Origin of the sequence: Acinetobacter sp. ESBL14 (genome assembly GCF_036668815.1) — a bacterium.
Classification (GTDB): domain Bacteria; phylum Pseudomonadota; class Gammaproteobacteria; order Pseudomonadales; family Moraxellaceae; genus Acinetobacter; species Acinetobacter gyllenbergii.
Genome location: NZ_JAZEVS010000001.1, coordinates 16856 through 41709, shown reverse-complemented (window position 1 = coordinate 41709; position 24854 = coordinate 16856). Strand labels below are relative to the sequence as shown.

The following is a 24854-nucleotide window of genomic DNA, read 5'->3' as shown; positions in this document are numbered from 1 at the left end:
TTAATGTTCCTGGTCTTTGAAGCTGCTACGAATACGCGCTAACTTTTGACGATCACGACGATCTAATACGTTTTCAATCATGGCCTGAAGCTGTTGTAAGTTTTGTCCTGGTGCTTGAGTGATCTGGATCGTGATTTGATCACCTTGAATGACGAACTGCCCCTCACTACGAGATGGAGAAATTGCTTGCACCGGTCTTACTTTATTTAAAGCTGGAGCGATATCAATTTTCGAAATTGCTTCGCTGGCCCGTGGGTTAAAAATGGTCAATGCATGCTGGAACTTTTCCTTCAGGGCTGGAAAGTTTTGATCCAATCCCATCGTAATACCCGTCATGATGTGGCCACCTAAGCCAGCCATGACACGGGATGGACTATGGATATCCATCCGCTTTTTCATAAAGTCGGGCATGTAGTTATTGATGTCGGTCCACGTACTTTTTAATTTTTGGAAACCTGACTTAATACCACTTACAAGCCCGTCAATAATCATGGTACCGAAACCTGTAAATTTTGATGGTAAGTCGATACCAAACCATCTTAATACACTGGCAAAGGCTGAGTAGAACAAGCCCAATGGTGACCAATTCACAATTAATGCAGATACTCCAAGGATGCCTCCATTAAATGCTGATTTAATTTCAGTCCATCTTGCTGCAAACCAATTTCCCACTGGGGCAAATGTAGTTGTTAAAGTTGACCAAGCATTACTAGATCCCGTTTTAACAGACTCCCAAGCCGATGAAGCACTTGTTTTTACCATGTTCCACTTTTCTGCAAACCAAGGACCAATAGAGTCCCAATTTCTATAAATGAGATAGACTGCAGTCGCAATCGCAGCTATGGCCAACAAGATAGGGTTTGTAAGAAATAAACGCCCTACCCACAAAAATACACGGCCTAAGCCAAATAACGCTGATTTAACGAAGCTAAAAATTGCAGGGACCTTGCCGAATACACGTCCTAATAGGGTTCCACTTGTAGCTGTAGATGCCATGAGCAAGCGCAGGCTTAGCATACTTAGGATAAGCGGTGAGAACACGACTAGTGCACCGCCGATCACAATCATACTTGCTGCAATACCTAGTAATCCGAGACCTAAGGCTTTGGCCAAAGTTGGGTTACGTTCCATCCAGCCAGTAAAGCTTTCGAGTGCACCTGTAGCGACCTGAAGTGCCTTTGTATAGATCGGCATGATGACTTGGCCAAAGCGTAGATATGCATCATTTAGCTTGGCTTTGGTTTCTAGTTCTTCACCCGCAGCGGTGTTTTTTGCTTTACCATAAAGTTGGTCAATATTGTCTGCACCGGCATTCATCTTGGCACTTTTATTGATGATGTCACGCTGAAGGTACATATCACCAAAAAGGTTGGATGCAGTACGGTTAGTGAAAATACTACCAATTGCATCGAGAATTTGTCCTTTCTCGGTGATGCCTTTTGATGCCAATTGTGGCAGTAGTACCTGTTCCATCCATGCAAATTGATCTTTCTTAAACAGATCTGCACCTTTGATCGCACCCACATCCAAGAAAGCTACCTGGCCAGCTTTGTCGTGCTTTAATTTGCTTGCATCTTCGATTAAGCCTAAACGCTCCATATTGTTGGCTGCTCGTTTAGTGGTACGGCCTTGATAAATATTCTGATATGCAGACATGGCTGCGGTACCATAGCGAAAGCCACCCCATTCCTGAACGATTGACTCCATTTTGTAATAAAGTGCTTCGTCCGTTAATCCTTTGACCGCAATACCACCAGTCTTAATCGCATTCAGCCATTCATTCCCTTGTACTCGTCCACCTGTGGCTGTGATGACTTGTTGAATCTTATTCGCCTGGTCTTGGAATGCCTTCTCACTTTTTAAACCACCACGTAACTCGATGACCTTAAGCATGTCCATAAATGCGCGTTCGTTTTCCTCCCCTTTCTCATGGCCAAACATGGCTTGATTGGAAAATTTCATCTTGGCCAAGGTCGGTGCGACCATTTCAGCATGATGCAAATCTGAGAAAATTGTCATACCGTCACGGACTAATACGGCATTGTCATAGATGGATGTCCCGAAAGTATCCATACTTTCAGCAAATTTAATCGCCTGTTTACTGACTTGATCGCCTAGGCCTAGTGCATGAATACGATTGGCTTCGACATCGTACCGTTTAGATTCGTTAATCGGCTTGCTCATCATGTACATTGCACCAGCACCCGCCATTGCAGCACCCATGCCATAGCCAGCTGCAGAACGTAGATGTCCCGACTGCCGTTCATAATTTCGCTGCATTTGCGTCATACGCTGTAAACGTTGTTCTTGTTCACGCATGGATTGATTGGCTTGGCGCAATTGTGTTCTGAGTCGCTGTTGATGATCTGCCAATCTATTTGTAGATAATCCCGCATTATTCATATCTGTCCGCATGCGCTGCAGCTCGATGCGGTTTCGTTCATATTCTTGTTTTAGTTTGCGTGCTTTGGCCACAGACTTATCAAAATCACGGGTGAGATCTGCAGAGGGATTGGTCTTCATTTGCTGACGCAAGTTTTTAATATGATTTTGTAGATCCTGAAGGGCTTTAGCCTGGTCTTGAACGGCCTTTTTTTGTTTTTGATACCCGTCTATTTTTTTCTGTTGTTCGTTGAGGGAACGAATCTCATCTCTAGTCTTTTTTAATGCACGACTGGCAGCATTACTGCTGCCTAAAATCGCTTTAAGGGCTGGACTTAACTTGTTTTTCCCTCCAAAAAGTACTTCCAATCTTAATTGCTTCATTCAGCATCTGCCCCATTTCTTTCTATTGCTTTCTGATGCCACTCCATTAATTCACTTAGTGACATAGTGTCGTAAGTCTGCGGTGTCCAGTTGAACACCACAGCGATATTGGCGATTGCGTCTTCTACTGTTGGAGTGCAATTTCCGCACGCACTGATTTCGGTTGCAAAAAAGTAATGATCGCTCCACCCATTTGAATGATGTCGACTGGATCAATTACGTTATTGTTTAACTGACTAGCCGTAATGGTTGGATTTGTGCATAACGGCAATAAAGTACAAATGGCATTTACATCACCATTCAGGATATCTGCAATACGGACCTTTTTTAGTGCAGGCACAGAAGGTTTACGGACTTCCACTTGCGTAATAGTCATATCACCTAATTTATAAGGGGTATCAAGGATTACGACTTCGACATCTGGATTTTGAATGGTTTGTAAGTTGTTGCGTTGTTCTTGAGTTTGCATGGCAAATTCCTTAAATATAAAAATGAAATAAAAAACCTTCAGCAGCGCATAGCTACTGAAGGGAGGAAAAATTAGTGGCCAATGTTCGCGCGGTGTGGTGCAAGCAAATCCACCCCGTTAACATTTTCGATTAGACCAGGGATATCGATCTCGATTTCAACCTTGCCATCGATGGTCAATTTGTAATACGACCAGATGGTTTTAATTGATTTTTCTGTATCGTCACCCGCTTTGGCGTTGCCGAAATCGATTTCCTCATGACGACCTCGGATAACAACTTCGACTGCAGATGTTTCACCTGTATCGTCACGCTGATATGACCCAGCAAAGCGCAAACCGATAGCACTAACAGATGCAGCACCAAATTGGCGGATCACCAAAGGATCAATACCACCAAGCTTCCAAGACATCTCGATCATGTCATCTGAGAGACCAGCATCCCATTTGATGTTGCCGTTCATGCCACCACCACGCCAATCTTCAAACTTACGTCCAAGCTTTGGCAGTGTGACTTCACCTGTCTCGCCAAGGTATGAATTACCTTCGTTAAACAGGTCCATTAATTTGAGTTTTTTTGGTAAAGCCATGTTCGTTCCTGTTTATTTAGGCAGTCATACGTGACGCGAAATCAGCGAGATAGCGGTCTGTAATGCGTTGCTGCAATGTGAGATCTTCAAGTGGAGGCACTGGGGTAAAGTCATAATCAAGTAATAATCGACCTGCTTTTAGAGACTCTTTGCTGTTGAATGCTGGATCGAACCAACACAGGCCATCGATGATGTACCCTTGCGTACGCAGATCACGGAATTTGGCATTGATGCCTTCAACAATGTCCTTGGCCAAAGATGGATGCAAAGGTTTATCGACTGCCCACATATGACCTTCGGCCATCGTGTCCGATAAGATTTGTGCTGTCCGGGTGTAGTTTTCGAATGCAAATAGCGGATCTGTTGCACAAGTCCTAGATCCCCAAAAACGGAAGCCGTCACGCTGAATAAGCGTGGTAATTTCATTGGAATTGAGATAACCCGCATCAGTCTCCATAGACTGCAGTTGCCAGAAAACATCCTTAGAGATTCCAGTCACCCCATTCACTGGAACGTTTGAAAGAGTTTTATGCCAGCCAGTGTCGTTGTCGATTTTGGCGCGTAGACCAAGCGCACGTGCAGTTGCTTCAAATGTTGTGGTTGAAGATGTTACTGTGTCCCATCCCAAGAAGTCTGGCCAGATGATCATGGTCTCGCGTGAACCAATTGCATCTCGATACGCAGCGGCTTCTTCTTTGGTGTCACAACCATTGGCTCCCACATAGTTAAATGCACGTAACTTTTCTGCAATACCACCTAGTGCTGCAGTCACTGGAGCTGTATCGAGTCCTGGTGCACCCAAAATACGTGGTTTGACTTTAAGGTTCTGTTCTGCAGTGAGTAAGGCTTTCATGCCTGTGTAACGGCCATTGACTTGCCCACCAATGACTGCAGTGGTTTGCTCTGCTTCAGTGGTTTTTTGCTCAACTCGCACTACAATTACAAGTGCATTGGTTTGGTCAACAATGGCTTGTAGTGAACGCGCCAAAGTCCCTTTTACTCCAGCTTTTTCAATTGAACGCTGGATGTCTGTAATCAATACTGCAGTATCAAGAGGAAAGACCAATGGATCTGCATCTTCTGCAGTGGCTAAAAGCCCAATCACTGCAGTTGATACTGTCCGAATGGGACGTGTACCGCCATTGATCTCAATGACTCGTACACCATGAAAATATGAATCTGTAGCCATAAAAAAGCCTGTGATCTGTTGTTTTGTTTTCAGATCACAGGCTGACAAATCACTCTCATAATTTCATGTGGCGAGAGTTGTATATGCTGCTTTTACAACTTACATATAATTAACATTGTTTAATGTAGATAAAACCTGGATCAATCGTTACTGAAACATTCGTGGGGTTATATAAATAGACATGAAATTTGCCATCTTCATAAATATCGCCATATAAGACACAACCAGATAATTTCTTAGTATATGTAAACCTTAATAAATCACCCATGACCAGTCCTGAAATCGCACCATCAGTACGAATTAACATCGATGTATTGGCTGCAATCGTAATACTGTCTGCTTGAGTTAAAAAAGTTTTCCTTGCTTCAGTTTTTTGCAATTCGGCTGTTGTCCCCACTAGTCCACCAGTTACTACAAAGTATTTGTAGACTCCTCCAGCAGGCGGATTACGAATCGTAATTGTATCTCCAAAATTCACAGCAAGACCTGTCGGGAATACTGCTGAAATATACTCTTTTATATGGCCATATTGACGTGTTGTAACACCACCGCTGATTGCTGATGTAACCTTTCCTGATTTATCAATAAAATTATCAAGTTGAATCGGATCATTTACTGTATTTAAGTTATTGACTAAAAAAGTACTCGTATAGGTTAGGTCATTCTGAATGATCGAACCCACTTTAAAACCATAACCCATCGTATTGTTCGTTGATGCAACACAGAATGCATTGCCATGTTCAGTGACCACAATCTCATCAACTTGAGTATTAATCGACATTTCATTTCTAATTGCCGATCTGTATGTTGTATTCGATGAAGTAATGCCATATCTCTCACAAACAAGACGTTTAATATGTGTATTCTTCGGTAATTTAGTTGAGTTAGTTCCAGTACCTACAATACAAACTGGATTAGTTTTCGAATCTTTTACAATTAATTCATCAATTACAACGTTATCGCTAAGGTTCCGTAAATAAAGTGCAGAATAGAAATACTGGCCAATGGCTTTTTTTACATATAACGAACCTAAGCCATTACCACCGTTAATTAAAATATTTGATGTATTTCCAACTTCTACCTTACCTTTGCAATCCATAAAATCAATGACTGCTGAGATTTTCGCCAGATAATCATTTGAACTAGGTGGATTAGGAACATTAGAATAATCATCTACAGTTGCATATAACGCACTTTCGATAAGACCAATGCCAAGGGCATACGTTTGTCCAGTGATATTTCCGACCGTTATATTCTTCATACCACGGGACTTTTCTTCATTCGTAGCATAAGCAAATGCAAGATCACCAGGCGTTAAAAAGAGAAGCCCTTTACCTGAAATTGTTGAATCTAAGAGATTGCCACGAATGCTCCCGATATGAATGTCATATCCAGCTGAGACTAACGCAATACCAGAATAATCAGTTGTATTACATGTTAAATTCCCAGCAACAATTTCATCAATAATACAGTCATGAGGGTGTGTAGTTGGTTGCCAATTCTCAACATGTCGATATGTTCCATTGTCATTATAATGCTGGGTGAAATTCCCCCAATGCGCCATAAAAACACGTCCTATCACGCTTGTATCGTCACATTCAATGCGTTTACCACGCACTAATGATGCCCCTCCAGCCATGACAAAGCCATTACAATTAAAATGACCATTTTTTAATTTAATGGTATCAAAATAAAAACCACGAACTTTAGGTGTGACATTGTTAAAACTATCTAAACGCAGATGACACTTCTCCCCCCAACCTGCGGTTGGAGCTCCCATGTCAATCGTAAGATGTCCCTGTATCGTCACATTTGATTGAGGCGCGACTCCTGAAGCTGTAGCACTATTTGATGCAGCTCCAGTTTGTTTAATCGTTGAATTATTTGATAACCAGACTAAATTTTCTGGTAATACAAATTCTTCATTTACAGGATATTCTTTTTCTAATGAGACAAGTTTTAAACCTGATTTTGCAGCATAGTTTGCTGCTTTAATAATGTCATCATTAAAGTAAGATGCATAAATAAATTCTCCTATATTTCGGCACCATCCATTAATGATTACTCCCCCATCATTTATGTCTTTTTGGTCTTCATAATAAGTAAATATTCCGTTACCTACAGAACTCCCAATCTCAAACCCTTTAACAAAAACTGATTTACCATTTTCCTTTTGCACATTAGCCAAATCATTAACTGTTTCAACATTTTCTAATTGTGTTTTAGCTAGATCATTTGCATAGTTTATGGCCTCAAGTTTTGCCTCTTGAACTGATTGAATTGTTGCCATTACAACACTGGCATCAATTTTTAACTCAAAATTTGCAGTATTATCAATTTGTAGAACAATACGAATAGTTTTGATTTGGGCTGTACCCTGATCACCGCTCGGTTTGTAAGTCGGTGGATAGTTGGCATAAGCTACCATCACATTACCAGCCCATAAACCAACCTCACGAATATTGAAGCCACCAACTGCACTTGGAATTACACCGTCAGCTTCCAGCCAGTTTGGGTTTTCTTTTGAAGGGGAAAGACGATTTAATTGAACTCGATATACTTCATTAATTAATTGGGTAAAAGTGGCATCTGGTATTGGTAAGCTCCCGCCACCGTCACCAAAAGACATATGAGTGATACCAAGCTTAGTTCCGTTTTGGATTGATTCTCGTAAGAGCTCTAAACCCATTTCAGTAAATAGCGAGTGATAAAGTGCAGCCATATTTTTATTCTCTATTTAGGATAGATACTAGTTGTTTCATGCTCATAAAAAGCAAAAACTGGATAGATTAAAGAGTTAGGATCATCTACTTTGGGATAGATGGTTACGTCATCACCGCCATAACAACCACAAGCAACATTTGTTTCACCCTGAACATTGATGACGTTAATTTCGATTGCTTTCAGTTCTCGTGTTAACGGTTTTGCATCATGAAGTAGCTCAACTAATGTTTTTGATGTTTTCTCTGTGAGGGCACGACCATTTGTATCAATTGTGATTTGAAAAGTGCCTGGAACATTCATTGGTGTTTCTTGCCACCATTCATGGATCGTTAATGAATAACCAAAGCTTTCTACAATTGATCGAAGAGCATAATTAGTCCCTTTATAGGTATGAACTTTTACAGAGTTTTTAATTTGCGCTCTTTTGATTTCTTCAGGCCAATCCTCTTGCCAACGATCTACTGAAAACTGCCAAGCTAGAATTGATAGGAAATCAGCTGGTGCATCATCAATTCGAATCAACCTAGATAAATCAGCATCTAAATCAGTATTTTTTGACGCTGTTTCAACCAGTTTATTTTCAAAATCAGTAGCATTTGGAGGAAGCAAACCCATTATTCACTCCTCACTGATAATTTCAAACTTGTACAAAAAGCTGCCTGAAATTGTGAAACTGATACTTCATCAAAAGGTTTAAGCAATTCAACCCGTTCAACTCCCGAAACTTTTAAAGCAGAATAAATATCAGAGAAATAAACCCCTTTACCTAATCGTTTCGCAGCTTTTGTGAATGCCAAAATATTATTTTCTGCTGCAGATAATACAGGCTCAGTTTCAGGGACATTTTTTGTCACTAATATTGCTTCAATTTCATAATTAACAATTTCAGCTGACTGAACTAATACTCGGTCTCCCGTAGGACGTCTCTTTTCTCCAGATACATAGTTATAAACGATTGAATTCAACTCATCAGTAGAAGCATTATTTTCAGTATCCCGCTGAAGAATTGTGAGTAGTGCATGCGCTGGCGAAGGGGAACTACACTTCACATCAGCAACTCGCCCATCTGCACTTAAAGTATGGTATTCATAGGATGATTCTGGGCCAGCTGTACTAAGAGCATCAAGCTTCTTTTGAATACGATATCTAAAGTCATCGTCTGATTCATAGAGAGCTGGAATCGGTGGAACAAAAGAGTGATCTGCAGGTGTAATGATTAAACGTATGACATCAAAATTTGCGCCCCAAACATCGAGATCTTCTTCCGTTGCGAATGCCAAAAGCGTAGCAAGGGCTTTCTGATTAATTTTGTTGCGAAGAATCATTTCTCTATAAGCATTTTCTTGAAGATATTTATGTAAAGGATCAGATTCACGATTCAATTGAATACGGATGTCCATTTGCGCATTTTCAGGAAATAACGAGATTAGATATTCCTTTCGTTCTATTAATATCTGCTCATAATCAACTTCATCAACAAAATTAGGTTTAGGTAATAGATTAAAATCAACACTCATGAACTAGCTCCCATTTTTAAAGGAATTCGCAGATTCATGTGTTGGCCAGAAATTCTTAGGTTTCCATCTATCTCAAAAACTAACTGACTACCTTTAGAGGGGGATAAATAAATTTTGTTAATCTGAATCCTATCCTCCCAACGGGTAATTGCAGTATATATCGTGCTGTAACACTTCAGAATTAGACTGTCATTGATTGGTTGATCAAGTAGTTCAAATAATAATGATCCATATTCTCTACGCATTACACGGGAACCAATGGGAGTAGAAATAATGTCCTGAATTGACTGCTGAAGTGATTGAATTTCAGATTTCAAAGATTGACCATTATTTTTATTTATCATGAAGTTGGTACTCCAGAAATATCACTACCACTTTGAACTTCAGTAGTTTTATGAAATTTGAGACTGATATCGCCAGCTTTGACATCAGCTTCTGTACTGAAGTCACCAGTTGCATGGCTACTGCCTTGCACAAGTTGACTACCGCCAACGGTATTATTTCCAGTAGTGACACTGCTTCCGTTTATGAAAAGGTTTCCATTGTGAGTAGTACCTCCAGATACTGCATTTATGGTAAGTCCGTCATTCGCGTTTACCGTTACGCCTCCATTAGCATTTACTGTGACACCACCATTCGCAGTAATAGTGGCAGTGCCGTCCTCTGGTAAAATCACTTCTAAAACATGTGAACTGGTGTCATAACTAATCAAGCAACCATCAGAAAAAAGTCGGATATTCTTATTTGGATCATTAGACAAGGCTGGATTTTCTTCATTATTTAGGCCAGCAATCGCAATACCTAACTCAAGCACCCCACAAGGACTTAAAACAATTACTTCTTCACCAGGACTAATCGGGTCCCAAGTTTTGTCGTTGCCTGCCCTCAAATTTAAAAGACGAATCTCCGCAGTCGTAATCTCGCCTAAATCGACGGTGACTGTTGGAAACGGTAGAGACGGTGTAAAGGTCTTGATTTTTCCTAAACGGATAATGTTTTCAAGACGACGATTGATATCAGCATTCATGCTGCAATCGTGTTGCAATGCTTTTAAATTTGCACTGAATTGAAGTTGTATATCTAAGTTTTACAACTAGCCTGAAACATAGGCCAAAACATCATTTTCAATCATGGCGATTTCTTCAGGTGTAAATCCTAATAATTCACGACTGTTATATTTGACTGTTGGACCATCACGATCCACTTTATCGCGTAAACCAAATTGATGAACACGGGCGATAAATGCAACACGGCCAGCAAAGCCAACGGCCACACCTTCTGTTGTTCTTTGGACTTTCATCCACTTGGCATTTTTAATTGCATTGAACATTTTGTTTTTTATCTTGTTCTTTTTGTCGCGTAGCTTATTTTTCCGTGGCACATACTTACTGCCATCGGGGTTTTGTTGTTTAGTTATACGTTTCTTTTGAGATCCACGAAGTTTACGGCCTATCGACATTTCAAGCTTTCTTCGCTCTACATCCGAAAGCTTAATCAACATTGCGCCTAAATGATCACTAAGAGCCTGTAACTCCGCCATAATTAATTACCAAAAAATAAATTTTCAGGATCTGCTGACATCCACTCCGCAAGTACTTCCCCTGTTTTATGATCGATCATTTTAAATGGTGTTGGCTCAGCTGCAGTTTCGTATTGTGGTTCGCCCGGGAACGAAATATCTAATTGGCCATCAGGCAACCGCTTCACGATGACACGTTCAGTAATTGGGAAATTGAGTGCTAGATCCACCTTACTATTGTCTAAAAGAACGGTTTCAAACTTAAACGCATTTTTGTTCTTATCTAAATTTACCAATAAATCTGATTGGTTTATGCGTACCCAATCTAAAAGAGGAATCATCACGGCATCCAGTTCGCCAGCGTACTCAGTCAATATGATTTCTAATTCATATTCATACTCAAACGAAAGCCCGTTAGACATAAGACTTCGGATTTTTCCATTGTCGGTATGAATTAGCAATCGATCTGGATCTCGCTGTAATTCTTTTACAGCATCGAGCATGTGAGTACGCAAGCTTTCTGGTTTTTTCATGCGACTTTAACCTCGCCATAAATTGGCTCAAGGTGATCCCACTCTTTTTGGAATTTAGCTTGATAGCCTAATTTTTTATAATTTTTCCCGTTATAGAGGGTAAAAACCGTATGCCAGTCTTGCTTTTGTAATGCGGTTAAAAGACCAGGCTTCCACTCGATAAAACGTAAGAAAGCTTCCATTTGGTGGGTTTCGCTGATTTGTTGCTGGTCTACAAATTCCTGTACCGATGCATAGCCCAAGTCCTTCCAGTTTTCACCCATAATCTGGAATTGTCCCCAACTCGTCGACATCAACGCTGACTCTTTATGGATATTCATGGCTAAATTTAAACGGGTGTATTCAGCCTCATTGCCACGATAACCACCTGATACCGAATTAACTAAATTTGGTACTTTCTTCATTTGATCATTAGCAAAAGCTTTACCTTTGGCTTGGCCAAGATAAAAATACATGCGGTGGCGTTCATATAAAATTTTGGCTTTACCATTATCCAAAAATCCAACACCTTGACTCTCAACCGCCCCTAACACTCGAATGACCAATTCAGGTACTTTCAAACGTACTGCAGCATTTTTATAGTCTGAACCTTTTAAAAACTTATCAGTATTGCCCCCCATCAATGCTTTGCGAGTTTTATCTCCCACTTTTCCATCATCGACCAATCCATGTTTGCGTTGAAATTGAATAACGGCTGCTTCAGTACTTGGTCCGAAATTGCCATCCACATTAAGTGGCTTTCCGCCAATATTTTTATAACCTAATGCAGCTAACTGTTTTTGAAGGGTAGCAACTGCATCGCCTTTTGAACCAAATTTTAAAATCATGATGTACTCCAGATTACCTTGGCCACATTACCTTTTGCTCGATAAATGATGACTGCTAATAGGATTGAAAAAATGGCATCCCATAAAGTAACGGGGTCTTTAAATAAAAGAATATGTACACTTTGACCCATAAATGAAGCGATTAGGATCGTTGCCATGCATGAATAAAATCTTCGATGGCGTAACCCAGCTGGGTCAAAACAGATGATGCGTAGCCCACAAAATATATAGGCCAGCAAAGCAATAAATTGAAATAGGATTTCCATCATGATGTTCCTCCACCACGAAATTTATTCCAAATGTCAGATAGACTGGTTTGATCCACCCAAACCATGAGCTTTAAAATGATTGGCAATGAAAAAATCGCTGCTGCCATTCCTGCCGTTGCATCATTTGTAATAAATGTTCGGGCAATAACTTCAGGTACCAGTAAATAGCCAAATCCAGTCGCTAGAATCATCGTGGTTAAACGTTGTAAGGGTCTTAAATCTTTCTTTGTCGTAGCAAATAGTGCAGCTCCAAAGACCGCCCCGAGTAAAGCATTACCATTAATAAATGGCAGTAATGAAGCAGCACTGATAGTCAAAGCTGTCATTGTTGTGGTTGTTGCTGGTTCTGCCATATTTTTCTAATCCCATAACTGAATGGTTTGTTTTGTTTGTTGCGGTGTATCAATGTCGGGCAATATCAGTGAAGTACCCAATGGAAGAATCACGCCAAGTTCTGATAAATGAGGATTGGCCTCTAAGACTATTTCCACTACACCAGAACTTCTTCCGTAGTAACGCCAGCAAATTGAATCAACGGTGTCATTTTGGATAGCTGTTACTGTTTTACTCATATCAATTCAACCACCGTATGGTTTTCGCCTAGCAACTGCTGAATTGCCCATTGTTTATTCCGACGATATTCATCAATCGTAAGGCCTGAATCTTCGAGATTTTTTAAACCAGCATTTGAACTGTCATAAGACCGATATTTCTCATTTACCTTTGCTGCTACACCATTCGACACCGCTGAGAAGTAGAGATAATCCGTTTCAGGTAAATCATCGACTTCGCCTTCAGACAAATCTGATAATTGTAATGCTTTGGATTTGAGTGCCTTTAATAAACGGTTTACATCGATCACTTCTTCAATGATGTTTTGTTTTAATCTTTCGTTTGTGACTGAGCCATCGATTCGGATTTTTTCCCGAATATCATCCAAAGCAATTTGCGGAAAAAACGGGTCATTCTTGATGATGATCTGACTTGGTGTGATATTGCCATTTGCAACGAATCCCATGAGATCTCCCCTGCTGTAATTATTAGTGCACGGGTGGGAACGATTGTTTAATGAGTATCACAATGTAATGACATCGCAATCGTTCGCCCATGCGGTGCGAGGGCACTTGGTTATGTCGTTTTAAAAGCCAAGTTGCCTTGGTCATCTACGACTTGCGACCCATTGGTGTTTAGCAATGGTTCACCTTGTTCGGTTGGTTGAGTTTCGACTTCTGAAGCATTTTCAGTGGCTTTAGGTTCTGGAAATTTCTTCAGTAAAGTCGTCAACGATTTTAAATCTTGCTTGCCATTGCAACGATCATCCAACTCAATCGCTCGTTCTAAACGCTCTTTTGCATGATTGGCATGGTGCCAAACCCATTCAGGTAGTTGGTCATCAATCTCGCCAGAATTAGAGGTAATCGCAGCATTGATTTCTTTAATTTCACCTTTGGCCAAAGCGACTAACAGTTTTGCTCGTACCTGGTCTGGCATATCCAGTGATTCTTTTGGAATATCTTCACTCTCGAGCAAAGTTTCTAATGCCCAAAGAATTGGTAAATCAATCTCGGCATTGGTTTTCAACTTTTTCAAAAATGCATTTGAAATTTCTTCAACCACCAATGTTGCAGTTTTTCGTTCAAAGCGATCAGGCATGATCATGCTATGACGTAAAGCAAACTCAGCCATTTCAACTGCTTTTTCATAAAAACCAGTATCGATACACCAAACCAAAACAGTCATGAAAACATTGTCTTGAACTGGTTTATTTGCTTCGATAATGCCGTCAACATATGGCAAGTAAGTTGGAACTAAAGCTTGTTTAAGTTGAATTTTGGCTTCAATCGATTGGATGTTCTTCAAACGATTAATATCATTATTCAACTGTGAAAGTTGCAGCTCATAGAATGTCTGCTCTTGCATATTGCCAAACTCAGCAGCCGATTCGGCTGCTGCTTTGGCACTATGCTTCTGGAAATGATTGCGTGCTAAGGTCATGGTTTACACCAGTTCAATATTTTCAGCCATAGCAGCAAGACCTAAATCTTCAATGTAGTAATCCTCGTTTGAAGATTCATAATTTTCGATTTGGTCGCGTTTGGCATTATCGATCACAGTACGACGACGAGATCCTTCTTGAACATAAATTGAAAGGTTGTCAAAAGTCGTCACCAGAATTGCATTTTCAGGGAAGAATGGCACCGCATAGACTGGTAAATTACCCATGCGCTTTTGGCTGATAATAATATCCGCAGCTAATTTCTCGCTGTTTTCTTGTTCTTTATTCACCAGTGGGAAGTATTTATCTGCAACGGTTTTACGGTTACAAAGTACCACTAAGTCTGGATTGTCCTGGTGTACTTCATCAATCATTTCATTGACAAGATCCATCACTAAAGCATCGACGTTGTGATAGTCACCTGTAGCACCAATTTTGATTTTTCCAACCGTTGCACCTGAAGACATAACGCGGGCAGCGTTTTCTTCACGCATTTTTTGCAACCAGCCTTTGTTCACATCCTGAAGCTTAGGATTGGCCACTATATCAGTCGTTGCTGCAATCGAAGTACCATTGAAACCAATCATGATACGATCCAGTGCCTGACGTTTATGAATCTGGCCACTGAAGCGAGCATAGAAATCTTTGAACTTCGCCCATTGATCTAACTTTTGATACTTAATCGCAGTATCGAAGTCAGTTTTACGGCACATATAAAAACGTTCATCCATAGACGTTGGGTCTTTGGCTTGACGATCTGTAGTATCAGTATTGGTACGTGAAGCGATTGGACGTGAAATTCCAAGACCTACAGCCGAACCCGATTGTTCCAATACCAGATGGATATTAATTTTCTGCAGAAATGCCGAGGACAACTGGATCTTGTCTTCGAGTTTTTGCTGAATGGTCGGGGCTACAGTAAATTTTTGTGTAACCTTTGGAATGCCATTCAACTTGGCTAGTTGCTGCATCGCAGCATTGAATTTTAAACGTGTCTCGATACGCATTGAATGTACTCTTTATATTTTTATCGTGGGATTAACAATCGACAACTTCGGTGAATTGGGAGTTACCCGAGGTTGGGCGTGGTTCAGAATCAGGTTCACCATTGAGCTTTTGCTTCAGATCGTTAAATTCATTTTTAAGCTGCTCATGTGCAGTATTTAAAGTGCTGAAATCATTCTCTAATTTAGAAACGGCTTTGCCCTGCTCTGCTGTTTCTGTCGCAATTTCGATAATCGCGTTTTCTTGTTCAGAGAATGATTCCGCTGACTTTTGCTCGTTTTTTTCTTGTTTAGAAAATAGTTTTTTTACTTTGTCGAGTAAGCCAGCGGAATAGGATTGAGGTTCTTTGACCTCTTCAAATTCAATTTGAGTTTCCACAGCAGCGGTGAATAAATTCTCTGGGCGCTGTTTACGTTCATTGAGTGGATTTACTTTAGCTCCAGCAGCAAATGCCAACATTTCAGTACCAAGAGATGCTGGTGAATCTGTCACGGCCAAACCAATCAGATATGCTTTTCCTGTTTTGGCAAAGTTTTCATCAACTTCAATCGATGTATAGACTTTTTGCTTTTGCTGATTCAGAGAAATTAAATTATCGGTTGGTTCGATTTGGGCGAACAAAGCATCTTTTTCTTCACCATTGATGGTTACTTTTTCTGTTTTTAAAGCCAGTACATCGCCATAAGCACCAAAAGTTCCACCAGGATAAACACTTCGTAAATGCTCAATGTTGATACGAGCACCGTAGGTATTTGGATCATAGCTTTGAGCCATTTGAATGATCCAATCAGATTGGATTTCACGACCGTCAGTGGTATCCCCTGCTACAGCAATACGAAACCACTTCGATTTGTATTTCTTTTCTTCTTTGCTCATTTGCAAACCTATCAATGAAATTATGGAAAAATTCACGTTTTCGAATAGGTGCAGAATGGGCAATCATGCATATCTGCTGCAAACACTTGAAGTTGTAAAAGTCCGATATACAACTGGTACAGACTGAATAGTAGTTAAGAAATTGCGAATGTTTGCGGATGATTAATCCAGCAAACATTTTTAAATGAATGATCTATCCCCCATTGCCAATTTGCATCTGATTATGGACAACAAGCTGAAGGCTAAATTCCTTTACTGGCTTGGATGGAAAATTGTCGATATTGCAGAAGTACTCAACGAGAATGAACGAACTGTTCAGGCTTGGAAAACACGCGAGGATTGGGAAAAGGAAAAACCAGAAAACAGAGTTGAAAATGCATTAACTGTCCGTTTAATGACATTGATTTTAAAAAATAAAAAAACTTCTGGTGATATCAAAGAAATCGATATGTTAATGCGAGCATATAAAGAATTTGCCCGTGTTGAAAAGTATCGAAATGGTGGATCTGAAGCGGATTTAAATCCCAATATTCGTAAGCGTCATACAGAACGTAAAAGCATTCCCAATCACTTTACTGAAGAGCAAATCGAAGAGCTCATCCTCGCATTTGAAGAAAATCTATTCGATTACCAATGGACTTGGTATCGGGCAATGGACGAACGTTCACGCATGATTCTAAAAAGTCGTCAGATTGGTGCGACTTACTATTTTGCCCGTGAAGCCCTCATCGATGCATTGAGAACTGGACGAAATCAAATCTTCTTGTCTGCATCTAAAGCCCAAGCTCATATTTTTAAATTTTATATCAAAGCCTTTGCTTCTGAGGTATGTGGTGTAGAACTCACTGGTGACCCGATTGTCTTATCTAATGGTGCCGAACTGTTATTTTTAGGTACGAACTACAGGACTGCCCAAGGACATCACGGTAATTTATATTTTGATGAAATTTTCTGGACCTATGGATTCAATGAATTAGAGAAAGTTGCATCTGGTATGGCCATGCATAAAAAATGGCGCAAAACATACTTTTCAACACCCTCTACGATCACCCACGAAGCCTATGCACATTGGACAGGATCTCGATTCAATAAAGGTAAACCGAAAGCCGACCACTTAAAAATTGATATCACGCATAAAACCTTGGCCAAAGGTAAAAAATGTGCTGACAGAATTTGGAGGCAAATTGTTACGGTCGAGGATGCGGTAGCGGGTGGCTGTGACTTATTTGATATTAAACAACTCAAATTTGAATATTCGCCAGAAGATTATGCAAACTTATTGATGTGTGAATTTGTGGATGATGGCCAGTCCATGTTCCCACTTAGCATGCTGCAGATCTGCATGGTTGATACACTTGAAATCTGGAATGATTTCAAAGTCTGGCATAACAGGCCTTTCGCAAATAAACCTGTTTGGATTGGATACGATCCAGCTTTGACTGGAGACAATGCGGGTCTTGTTGTTGTTGCTCCTCCAGCTGTACCTGGTGGTAAATTTCGCGTCCTTGAACGTCATCAATTTAAAGGTGATGATTTTTCACAACAAGCAGAACATATCCGAGCCATCACATTAAGGTACAACGTTACTTATATTGGTATCGATACCACTGGCATGGGGTATGGGGTTGCTGAATTAGTCCGCGCATTCTTCCCTGCTCTCACTACTTTCAATTATTCGCCTGAAGTGAAATCCCAACTTGTCTATAAGACACTGGATGTCATCCGTAACGGCCGACTTGAATTTGATGCTGGCGACAAGGATCTCGCTCAATCATTAATGAGTATTAAAAAGACTTTAACCTCAAGTCAAAAACAAATCACTTTCTCGGCTGGACGATCTGAAGAGATCGGTCATGCGGATCTCGCATGGGCACTCATGCACGCCATCTATAACGAGCCCTTGGCTGGAATTACAGAAACAAATACATCTATGTTGGAGATTTATTCATGAACCCTTTTTCAATAGCAAAAGGTTTGGTAACCACTGCGCTCAATCATTTACCGCAAAGCACTCAATCATCGGGGGCAAAGCAACAAGTAGAAGCATTTTCATTCGGTGATGCAGTACCAATCATGGACGGTAATGATTTATCAAATTATATGGAATGTTGGTTTAATGGCCGTTGGTATGAACCACAGGTCAGTTTGGTGGGATTATCTAAGAGTTGGAAATCAACTCCATATCTAAGTAGTGGAATTTGCCTTAAAAGAAACTTTTTAGCGAAATTATTCATCCCCCACCCTCGTTTAAGTCAAATGTCTTTTGAGCAATTGGCATTGGACTATGTATGGTGCGGAAATGCTTATATGGAAGACGTAAAGTCACGACTCAAAAATACTATTGAATACAAACCAGCTTTGGCAAAATACACACGAGCTGGCGGGGAACATGGACAGTATTTCTATTTAAATCATGGCAAAAAGGGATATGAAGAATTTGAATTCCCTGCAGATCGAATTTTACAAATCCGTGAAACTGACATCGATCAAGAAATCTATGGTACACCAGAATATATATCTGCTTTGCAGAGTGCTTGGTTAAATGAGTCTGCTACTTTGTTTCGACGCAAATACTACAACAATGGTTCACATGCTGGTTTCATTTTATATGTGAACGATCCAGCTTCAGATCCGAATGACATTACAGCACTCAGACAAGCACTAAAAGAAAGTAAAGGACCAGGCAACTTCCGTAATCTTTTCTTTTACAGTCCGAATGGCAAAAAAGATGGCATCCAAGTAATTCCAACTTCAGAAATAGCTGCTAAGGATGACTTCACCCATATTAAATCTATAACCCGTGATGATGTTTTAGCTTCACTTAGAATTCCACCACAGTTAATGGGCATCGTCCCAAGTAATGCTGGTGGCTTTGGTGACATTAAATCGGCAACGGATGCATTTTATCAAAATGAGATAGAACCTTTAAAAACACGTATGCTTAGATTTAATGAATTAGCTGGCGATGAAATTATTAGATTTAAAGAACTTGAAATAAAATAAAGGAGTTTAAAAAAAAGCCCTCATATTTGAGGGCTTTTTTTTATGGTCTAAATCTTTCTAATATCATATCAATATCATAATTTAGCTTTTGAATATCACCAATAAAATAAGAATGATCTAATTCAGCTGATTTAATAAGCATTAACAATTCATTCAACTCTACAAGTTTAGTTGAACTTTCATTACTTCTTCATTCATTACAATTTCCCCTAAAAACAGCAACTTAACTAACTTCATAAGAGGTATTTTCGCTTCCCTCTCAAGTTTAACCAAGTAAATCATTGTTTTTTATGTAAAAATACATAAATGATAATGCCTATCATCTAAACCCTCCCTAGGCCTTGGACGTCCCCGCGCAGTTGCCCACCCCACCTGCGGTTTACAAATAGGGCTGATTTACTGCAAGGTGGGTCACTGGATAAATGGATTGATAGGCTCGTTGCGATTAGGATGTTCTACTGCTTAGGCTAATTTTCTTATACTGCATTTCACTGCAAAATACTAAAACCTCGGTTCTGGCTCATAGATGCCCTTTCTAATACTGTAATCCTGTTTTCTTTTCTCAATTTCTATCTTTGAAATATTTGCATTTTTAAATGTTTCTTGGACTGAAAATGGAATTTTTAAATAAGGGTCCCAGATAGCCCCTCTTGTTGGTAATGATTCCCAAGGCTTAATATCTGAACTAGATGGCATATTTTTATAAATGTGAAATGAATCTGTAGACTTTCTATAAGCATCATCAATTACATGATTTTTATATTGCTCTAAATCATCAAACTCATAAAAACCAAATTTATATTCATAATCATGATACGGAACAAGAATTACTTTACACCCCATTACTTCGGTAATTTCAGATTTTGATTCTAATAATACTTTCCAGTTAGGCGCTGGATTTTCATTTAAGAAATTTATTTGAAAACCTCTACCCATAAGAATCAGATCAGGAAATGAATCAAATCGCAAAATATATTCGTCAAACGCTTTTTGAACAGACTGGAAATTCATAACTAAACCCTTGAGTATTTAACGCGCTGAAAATTCAGCTCGTTAAAATCGGTTGAACAATCTAGATTCACTGAGCTGAAAATTAAGCTTAGTGAATTTAGGTGAACAATCTAGATTCGAAGTGCATGTGTGGGACTAAATCAAATATTCTAAAGCAAAAGTTATGCTTACATCAAAAAATGATCAGCACAAAATTCAGATCCTAAATTTAAAAAAAGCACAGATATCCGTCATGTACTACCTTTCGCCTTTTGATTGAAGTAATAAAGTAAGAAACACATATAAACAATTGTTTTTAAATATTATTATTGATTACACAATTAAGTAATTTTTTGTAATACGATAGGTAATTTTTCATAACCAATTGATTTTAATATATATATAAAATATGTGAAATGACCTTTTTTAACAGTAAGTAATTACTTAAATATTTCTAATAAATTACATCAAGTGCATATCTTAGTTTGTTGAAATTTATAAGTTATTTATTAGATATTACTTTATTACTTCTAAAATTGACTAACATCAAAATTCTAATGGGATTATCAATTTCCCCCTATTTGCTGATATTTGAGTCTTTATCAATCAATTTTTTGGGAATGAAATGGGAATCTGGGAATGCTTTTATTGGCTCTAGTGATCGAATAAAAGATCCGTAAATACAATGTGGTATTTATTACAGTAAGGAGGGAATATTTAATTAAATCATTGATAATCAATGAAATGGTCGGAGCAGTAGGATTCGAACCTACGACCCCCTGGTCCCAAACCAGGTGCACTACCAGGCTGTGCTATGCTCCGAAATTGGGGTGAATGACGGGATTCGAACCCGCGACAACTGGAATCACAATCCAGGGCTCTACCAACTGAGCTACATCCACCATCAAAACTTTGATTCTATATACCAAGCTGCCAAATGGCGCGCCTGACAGGATTCGAACCTGTGACCATCCGCTTAGAAGGCGGATGCTCTATCCAACTGAGCTACAGGCGCATAACGATGATAATACTATCACGATACTTCGCCGATATTTAAAACTATGTTTTTCAACATATTTTAAATGGTCGGAGCAGTAGGATTCGAACCTACGACCCCCTGGTCCCAAACCAGGTGCACTACCAGGCTGTGCTATGCTCCGATTTCTTTTCAGCTTTTATTGTATCGCACATCGTGCGGTACGGTGTGCATTCTAGGCGCGACGCCTTAGAACGTCAACACCTATTTTCTAAAAAACTAATAAATCCTTATCAAATGTATATTTAACAAGCATTTTCAGACATTTTAGCGTTTCAAAGAAGCACTAAAGTTCAACATTCGATCTAAGGGTAATTTCGCACGTTCAGCTAGGGCTGGATCAACGTGTATTTCTTGATCAGCATGCTGTAATACATGCAAAATGCCATCAAGTTCATTCATTGCCATCCACGGGCAATGTGCACATGAACGACAAGTTGCCCCCTCACCTGCAGTTGGTGCTTCAAATAATTCTTTATCTGGCGCTGCTTGCTGCATTTTGTAGAAAATGCCCCGATCTGTTGCCACGATCATTTGTTTATGCGGCAAAGTCTGTGCAGCTTTGATCAGCTGTGAAGTACTCCCCACTGCATCTGCAATATCCACCACCGATTCAGGTGATTCAGGATGGACCAGTACCGCAGCATCTGGATAGAGCGCTTTCATCTGCGCAATACCACGCGCACGGAATTCTTCATGCACGATACATGCACCATCCCACAACAACATTTCAGCGCCGGTTTTCTTTTGAATATAGCGCCCTAAATGCTGATCTGGTGCCCAAATAATTTTTTCACCCAAACTATCTAAATGCTCAATAATCTCAACCGCACAACTTGATGTCACCACCCAATCGGCACGCGCTTTCACAGCCGCTGAGGTATTGGCATACACCACCACAGTATGATCAGGATGCTGATCGCAGAATGCTGTGAACTCATCCACAGGGCAACCCAAATCAAGTGAACAGGTTGCTTCTAAAGTTGGCATCAACACGGTTTTTTCAGGTGATAAGATTTTAGAGGTTTCGCCCATAAACTTTACGCCTGCCACCACAAGGGTTGTTGCAGGATGATCACGACCAAAACGTGCCATTTCCAATGAATCAGAAACACAGCCACCAGTCAGTTCGGCAAGCTCTTGCACTTCCGGATCACAGTAATAGTGAGCCACTAGCACTGCATTGCGCTTTTTCAACTCGGCTGCAATTTGGGCAAACTTTTCTTGTTTCACTTCTGGGCTAAGGCTATTGTCCTTTGGCTCGCCCAAACGATCTAAATGCGCCTGCACAATATTTTTGGCTTCGTTCGCAATTAAATTCGCATCATTCATAAAACGTCTTCTCTATCCTGCGTGCTTGCATTACTGCAAACTTTTAACGTGGGTAATGGCGTGATCATTTGGGAAAAATCACCTCATCCACAAACTAGCTTATAAAAAAAGCCCCACTGTGGAGGCTTTATTATAACGCAAATTTATGAGCGATAATCGGCATTAATTTTGACATAGTCGTAAGAAAAGTCACAGGTATAAACCGTGTCTTTTGCTGTACCACGACCGAGGTCAATACGAATGCTAATTTCTTTCTCAGCCATGACGGCTGCGCCCGCTTCTTCGGTATAGTCTGGGTTTGCCCCACCATCTAGGCAAATCTGGACATCACCCAGCCAGACTTGAACTTTACTGCTATCTAGGTTTGGTACACCCGCCTTACCAATCGCCATCACAATACGACCCCAGTTTGGATCTGAGGCAAATAAAGCTGTTTTAATAAGTGGCGACTCAGCAACACTATAAGCAACATCACAACATTCTTGGGTATTGGCTCCGCCTTCCACCTGAACGGTAATGAACTTGGTCGCCCCTTCACCATCACGTACAATCAATTGCGCCAAACGATTCATGATACGTGCAAGCACATCGAGCACTTGTTGATAACGTGCATCGTCTTGGCTTTGAATTTCAGCACCGCCAGCTAGACCTGTTGCCACAAAGATACAAGAGTCATTGGTCGAGGTATCACCATCAATGGTAATGCGGTTAAAAGAATGCTCAACCGTGGTTTGCAATAAACGCTGTACCAATTCAACACGAATCGGCGCATCGGTTGCAACGAAGCTCAACATAGTCGCCATATTCGGACGAATCATGCCTGCACCTTTGCTGATTCCTGTCATGGTATAGCTCACACCATCCAGCTCAAACTGTTCAGATGCACCTTTTGGTGTGGTATCTGTGGTCATGATGCCTGATGCAGCATCTGCCCAACGATCCGCATTTAAATCATTTAATGCAGGTTGAATGCCTTGCACTAAGCGTTCAATGGGGAGTTGCTCTCCAATCACACCAGTTGAAAAGGGTAAAATCTGATTGGCTTGAACACCCGTTAATTCAGCTAACTTGGCACAAGTGGCTTCTGCATTTTGATAACCGACTGTGCCTGTTGCAGCATTAGCATTGCCTGTATTGATAATCAGATAACGTGGTGTGTTTTCTGCCAAATGCTTTTTACTTAATTGAACAGGCGCAGCTGCAAAAGCGCTTTGGGTAAATACTCCCGCAACGTTCGAGCCTTCAGCAAATTCAAAAATGACTAGATCTCGTCGATTTGGATAACGTACATACGCCTCAGTTGAGCCAATTTTTACACCCTGCACCACATGCATAAGTGGCATTGTTACGTCACCAACAGCCATTTTTAAACTTCCATTAATTGAGCTTTAAAGATATTAGTTTGATATTTAATTAAGAGATTTATTTCATCGGAGTCTTATTGAACTTTCATCCCATTTCTGGGTAAGCCTTCGGCTCGACCTACTTTTCTTTCGGGAAAAGTAGGCAAAACCATTTGTCACCCGCAAAACCTGTTCATTTCTTGCATCTATCTAATTTCAATCATCAATACAATATTTGCATCTTCTTTAAATCGGGCAGGTTGCGGGTGACGTTTCCGCGTATCAAAAATCTACTAAGGTTTATATACCAAACCTTGCCTTAAAAGCTTATGCTAAATAATCAGAAAAATCGAGTTTTTATCCATGAACTAAGTAGATTTACTTTGTTCCAAACTCAGTAAAATCTGCTTCTTATCCAAACCACCTGCAAAACCAACTAATGCGCCACTCGACCCAATCACCCGATGACACGGCGCAATAATCGAAATCGGATTCTTACCATTGGCTGCCCCAACTGCACGCACGGCTTTTTCATTGCCCAACTGAACGGCGATCTCTTTATAACTCCGTGTTTCGCCATAAGGAATAGTCAATAAAGCCTGCCAAACCTGTTGCTGAAATGCGGTGCCTTGAAAGTCCAAAGGCAAATCAAATTGCTGACGCTGTCCTGCAAAATACTGTTCTAATTGTTGTTTAACCTTATGCAGCATTGGATGCTGACGATCTTCTATCAATTCAGAAAGCCGTACCCGTTTATGATCTTCATTGTCCCACATCACGGCGACCAGCGCCTGATCATGTGCAACCAGTTTTAATGCACCGACAGGAGAATCCATGTACATATACACCAGTTGCATCACACTCTCCTAAAAC

26 protein-coding genes and 4 tRNA genes are annotated in these 24854 nt (G+C 40.2%); 2 read left to right on the top strand and 28 right to left on the bottom strand.

Annotation, left to right across the window (positions count from 1 at the left end; all coding sequences use genetic code 11):
• The 20 genes from V6E90_RS00240 to V6E90_RS00145 form a co-directional block, all read right to left on the bottom strand.
• Positions 1 to 2766, bottom strand: a complete 2766-nt coding sequence (locus V6E90_RS00240; protein ID WP_332604165.1) for a phage tail tape measure protein — start codon at positions 2764 to 2766, stop codon at positions 1 to 3.
• Complete coding sequence (locus V6E90_RS00235; protein ID WP_265596673.1) at positions 2763 to 2873, bottom strand: GpE family phage tail protein; 111 nt, start codon at positions 2871 to 2873, stop codon at positions 2763 to 2765. Before V6E90_RS00235 ends, V6E90_RS00240 begins: the two co-directional genes overlap by 4 nt.
• 17 nt (positions 2874 to 2890) lie before the next feature.
• A complete protein-coding gene (locus tag V6E90_RS00230; RefSeq protein ID WP_332604164.1) occupies positions 2891 to 3235 on the bottom strand; it encodes a phage tail assembly protein in 345 nt (114 codons plus the stop codon).
• 71 nt (positions 3236 to 3306) lie between these two features.
• Entirely contained in the window at positions 3307 to 3822 is a 516-nt protein-coding gene (locus V6E90_RS00225; protein WP_332604163.1) for a phage major tail tube protein, read from the bottom strand.
• 16 nt (positions 3823 to 3838) lie between these two features.
• The gene (locus V6E90_RS00220) at positions 3839 to 5011 is read right to left on the bottom strand and encodes a phage tail sheath protein (RefSeq protein ID WP_332604162.1); all 1173 of its coding nucleotides are present in this window, start codon (positions 5009 to 5011) and stop codon (positions 3839 to 3841) included.
• Between the two features lie 109 nt (positions 5012 to 5120).
• Complete coding sequence (locus V6E90_RS00215) at positions 5121 to 7733, bottom strand: phage tail protein (RefSeq protein WP_332604161.1); 2613 nt, start codon at positions 7731 to 7733, stop codon at positions 5121 to 5123.
• Between the two features lie 11 nt (positions 7734 to 7744).
• Positions 7745 to 8350 (bottom strand): phage tail protein I, encoded by a 606-nt coding sequence (locus V6E90_RS00210; RefSeq protein WP_332604160.1) that lies wholly within the window; start codon positions 8348 to 8350, stop codon positions 7745 to 7747.
• The gene (locus V6E90_RS00205; RefSeq protein WP_332604159.1) at positions 8350 to 9252 is read right to left on the bottom strand and encodes a baseplate J/gp47 family protein; all 903 of its coding nucleotides are present in this window, start codon (positions 9250 to 9252) and stop codon (positions 8350 to 8352) included. Before V6E90_RS00205 ends, V6E90_RS00210 begins: the two co-directional genes overlap by 1 nt.
• Positions 9249 to 9596 carry a GPW/gp25 family protein gene (locus tag V6E90_RS00200; protein ID WP_332604158.1) on the bottom strand — a complete coding sequence of 116 codons (348 nt, stop codon included), beginning with the start codon at positions 9594 to 9596 and terminating at the stop codon, positions 9249 to 9251. Before V6E90_RS00200 ends, V6E90_RS00205 begins: the two co-directional genes overlap by 4 nt.
• A complete protein-coding gene (locus V6E90_RS00195) occupies positions 9593 to 10279 on the bottom strand; it encodes a phage baseplate assembly protein V (protein ID WP_332604157.1) in 687 nt (228 codons plus the stop codon). The genes V6E90_RS00200 and V6E90_RS00195 overlap by 4 nt, the downstream gene beginning before the upstream one ends.
• A gap of 66 nt (positions 10280 to 10345) precedes the next feature.
• A complete protein-coding gene (locus V6E90_RS00190) occupies positions 10346 to 10792 on the bottom strand; it encodes a phage virion morphogenesis protein (RefSeq protein ID WP_332604156.1) in 447 nt (148 codons plus the stop codon).
• Positions 10793 to 10794: 2 nt separating this feature from the next.
• On the bottom strand, positions 10795 to 11304 hold the full coding sequence (locus tag V6E90_RS00185; RefSeq protein WP_332604155.1) for a phage tail protein: 510 nt from the start codon (positions 11302 to 11304) through the stop codon (positions 10795 to 10797).
• The gene (locus V6E90_RS00180) at positions 11301 to 12131 is read right to left on the bottom strand and encodes an N-acetylmuramidase family protein (RefSeq protein WP_332604154.1); all 831 of its coding nucleotides are present in this window, start codon (positions 12129 to 12131) and stop codon (positions 11301 to 11303) included. Before V6E90_RS00180 ends, V6E90_RS00185 begins: the two co-directional genes overlap by 4 nt.
• The gene (locus V6E90_RS00175) at positions 12128 to 12400 is read right to left on the bottom strand and encodes a phage holin family protein (protein ID WP_332604153.1); all 273 of its coding nucleotides are present in this window, start codon (positions 12398 to 12400) and stop codon (positions 12128 to 12130) included. Before V6E90_RS00175 ends, V6E90_RS00180 begins: the two co-directional genes overlap by 4 nt.
• Positions 12397 to 12753 (bottom strand): putative holin, encoded by a 357-nt coding sequence (locus V6E90_RS00170; RefSeq protein ID WP_332604152.1) that lies wholly within the window; start codon positions 12751 to 12753, stop codon positions 12397 to 12399. Before V6E90_RS00170 ends, V6E90_RS00175 begins: the two co-directional genes overlap by 4 nt.
• Positions 12754 to 12759: 6 nt before the next feature.
• On the bottom strand, positions 12760 to 12972 hold the full coding sequence (locus V6E90_RS00165; protein WP_332604151.1) for a tail protein X: 213 nt from the start codon (positions 12970 to 12972) through the stop codon (positions 12760 to 12762).
• Positions 12969 to 13418, bottom strand: a complete 450-nt coding sequence (locus V6E90_RS00160; protein ID WP_332604150.1) for a head completion/stabilization protein — start codon at positions 13416 to 13418, stop codon at positions 12969 to 12971. The genes V6E90_RS00165 and V6E90_RS00160 overlap by 4 nt, the downstream gene beginning before the upstream one ends.
• A gap of 110 nt (positions 13419 to 13528) precedes the next feature.
• Positions 13529 to 14395, bottom strand: a complete 867-nt coding sequence (gpM, locus tag V6E90_RS00155) for a phage terminase small subunit (RefSeq protein WP_332604149.1) — start codon at positions 14393 to 14395, stop codon at positions 13529 to 13531.
• Between the two features lie 3 nt (positions 14396 to 14398).
• Complete coding sequence (locus tag V6E90_RS00150) at positions 14399 to 15403, bottom strand: phage major capsid protein, P2 family (RefSeq protein ID WP_016541568.1); 1005 nt, start codon at positions 15401 to 15403, stop codon at positions 14399 to 14401.
• Between the two features lie 31 nt (positions 15404 to 15434).
• A complete protein-coding gene (locus V6E90_RS00145) occupies positions 15435 to 16277 on the bottom strand; it encodes a GPO family capsid scaffolding protein (protein WP_332604148.1) in 843 nt (280 codons plus the stop codon).
• A gap of 184 nt (positions 16278 to 16461) precedes the next feature.
• Here V6E90_RS00145 and V6E90_RS00140 point away from each other — a divergent pair, with 184 nt between their 5' ends.
• Positions 16462 to 18228, top strand: coding sequence for a terminase large subunit domain-containing protein (locus tag V6E90_RS00140; RefSeq protein WP_332604147.1), 1767 nt, complete (start codon positions 16462 to 16464; stop codon positions 18226 to 18228).
• The gene (locus V6E90_RS00135) at positions 18225 to 19280 is read left to right on the top strand and encodes a phage portal protein (protein WP_332604146.1); all 1056 of its coding nucleotides are present in this window, start codon (positions 18225 to 18227) and stop codon (positions 19278 to 19280) included. Before V6E90_RS00140 ends, V6E90_RS00135 begins: the two co-directional genes overlap by 4 nt.
• A gap of 501 nt (positions 19281 to 19781) precedes the next feature.
• On the opposite strand, the gene V6E90_RS00130 is transcribed toward V6E90_RS00135, so the two are convergent.
• From V6E90_RS00130 to V6E90_RS00095, 8 genes are all read right to left on the bottom strand, one after another.
• Positions 19782 to 20291 (bottom strand): hypothetical protein, encoded by a 510-nt coding sequence (locus V6E90_RS00130; RefSeq protein WP_332604145.1) that lies wholly within the window; start codon positions 20289 to 20291, stop codon positions 19782 to 19784.
• 724 nt (positions 20292 to 21015) lie between these two features.
• Positions 21016 to 21092 (bottom strand) — tRNA-Pro (locus V6E90_RS00125).
• 4 nt (positions 21093 to 21096) lie between these two features.
• Positions 21097 to 21172, bottom strand: a tRNA-His gene (locus V6E90_RS00120).
• Positions 21173 to 21208: 36 nt separating this feature from the next.
• Positions 21209 to 21285 (bottom strand) — tRNA-Arg (locus V6E90_RS00115).
• A gap of 68 nt (positions 21286 to 21353) precedes the next feature.
• Positions 21354 to 21430: transfer RNA gene (locus V6E90_RS00110), tRNA-Pro, on the bottom strand.
• Between the two features lie 143 nt (positions 21431 to 21573).
• Entirely contained in the window at positions 21574 to 22638 is a 1065-nt protein-coding gene (gene nadA / locus V6E90_RS00105; protein ID WP_004655525.1) for a quinolinate synthase NadA, read from the bottom strand.
• 143 nt (positions 22639 to 22781) lie between these two features.
• On the bottom strand, positions 22782 to 24002 hold the full coding sequence (argJ, locus tag V6E90_RS00100; RefSeq protein WP_332604144.1) for a bifunctional glutamate N-acetyltransferase/amino-acid acetyltransferase ArgJ: 1221 nt from the start codon (positions 24000 to 24002) through the stop codon (positions 22782 to 22784).
• Between the two features lie 347 nt (positions 24003 to 24349).
• Positions 24350 to 24838, bottom strand: coding sequence for a methylated-DNA--[protein]-cysteine S-methyltransferase (locus V6E90_RS00095; protein ID WP_023270750.1), 489 nt, complete (start codon positions 24836 to 24838; stop codon positions 24350 to 24352).
• Positions 24839 to 24854: the final 16 nt, after the last annotated feature.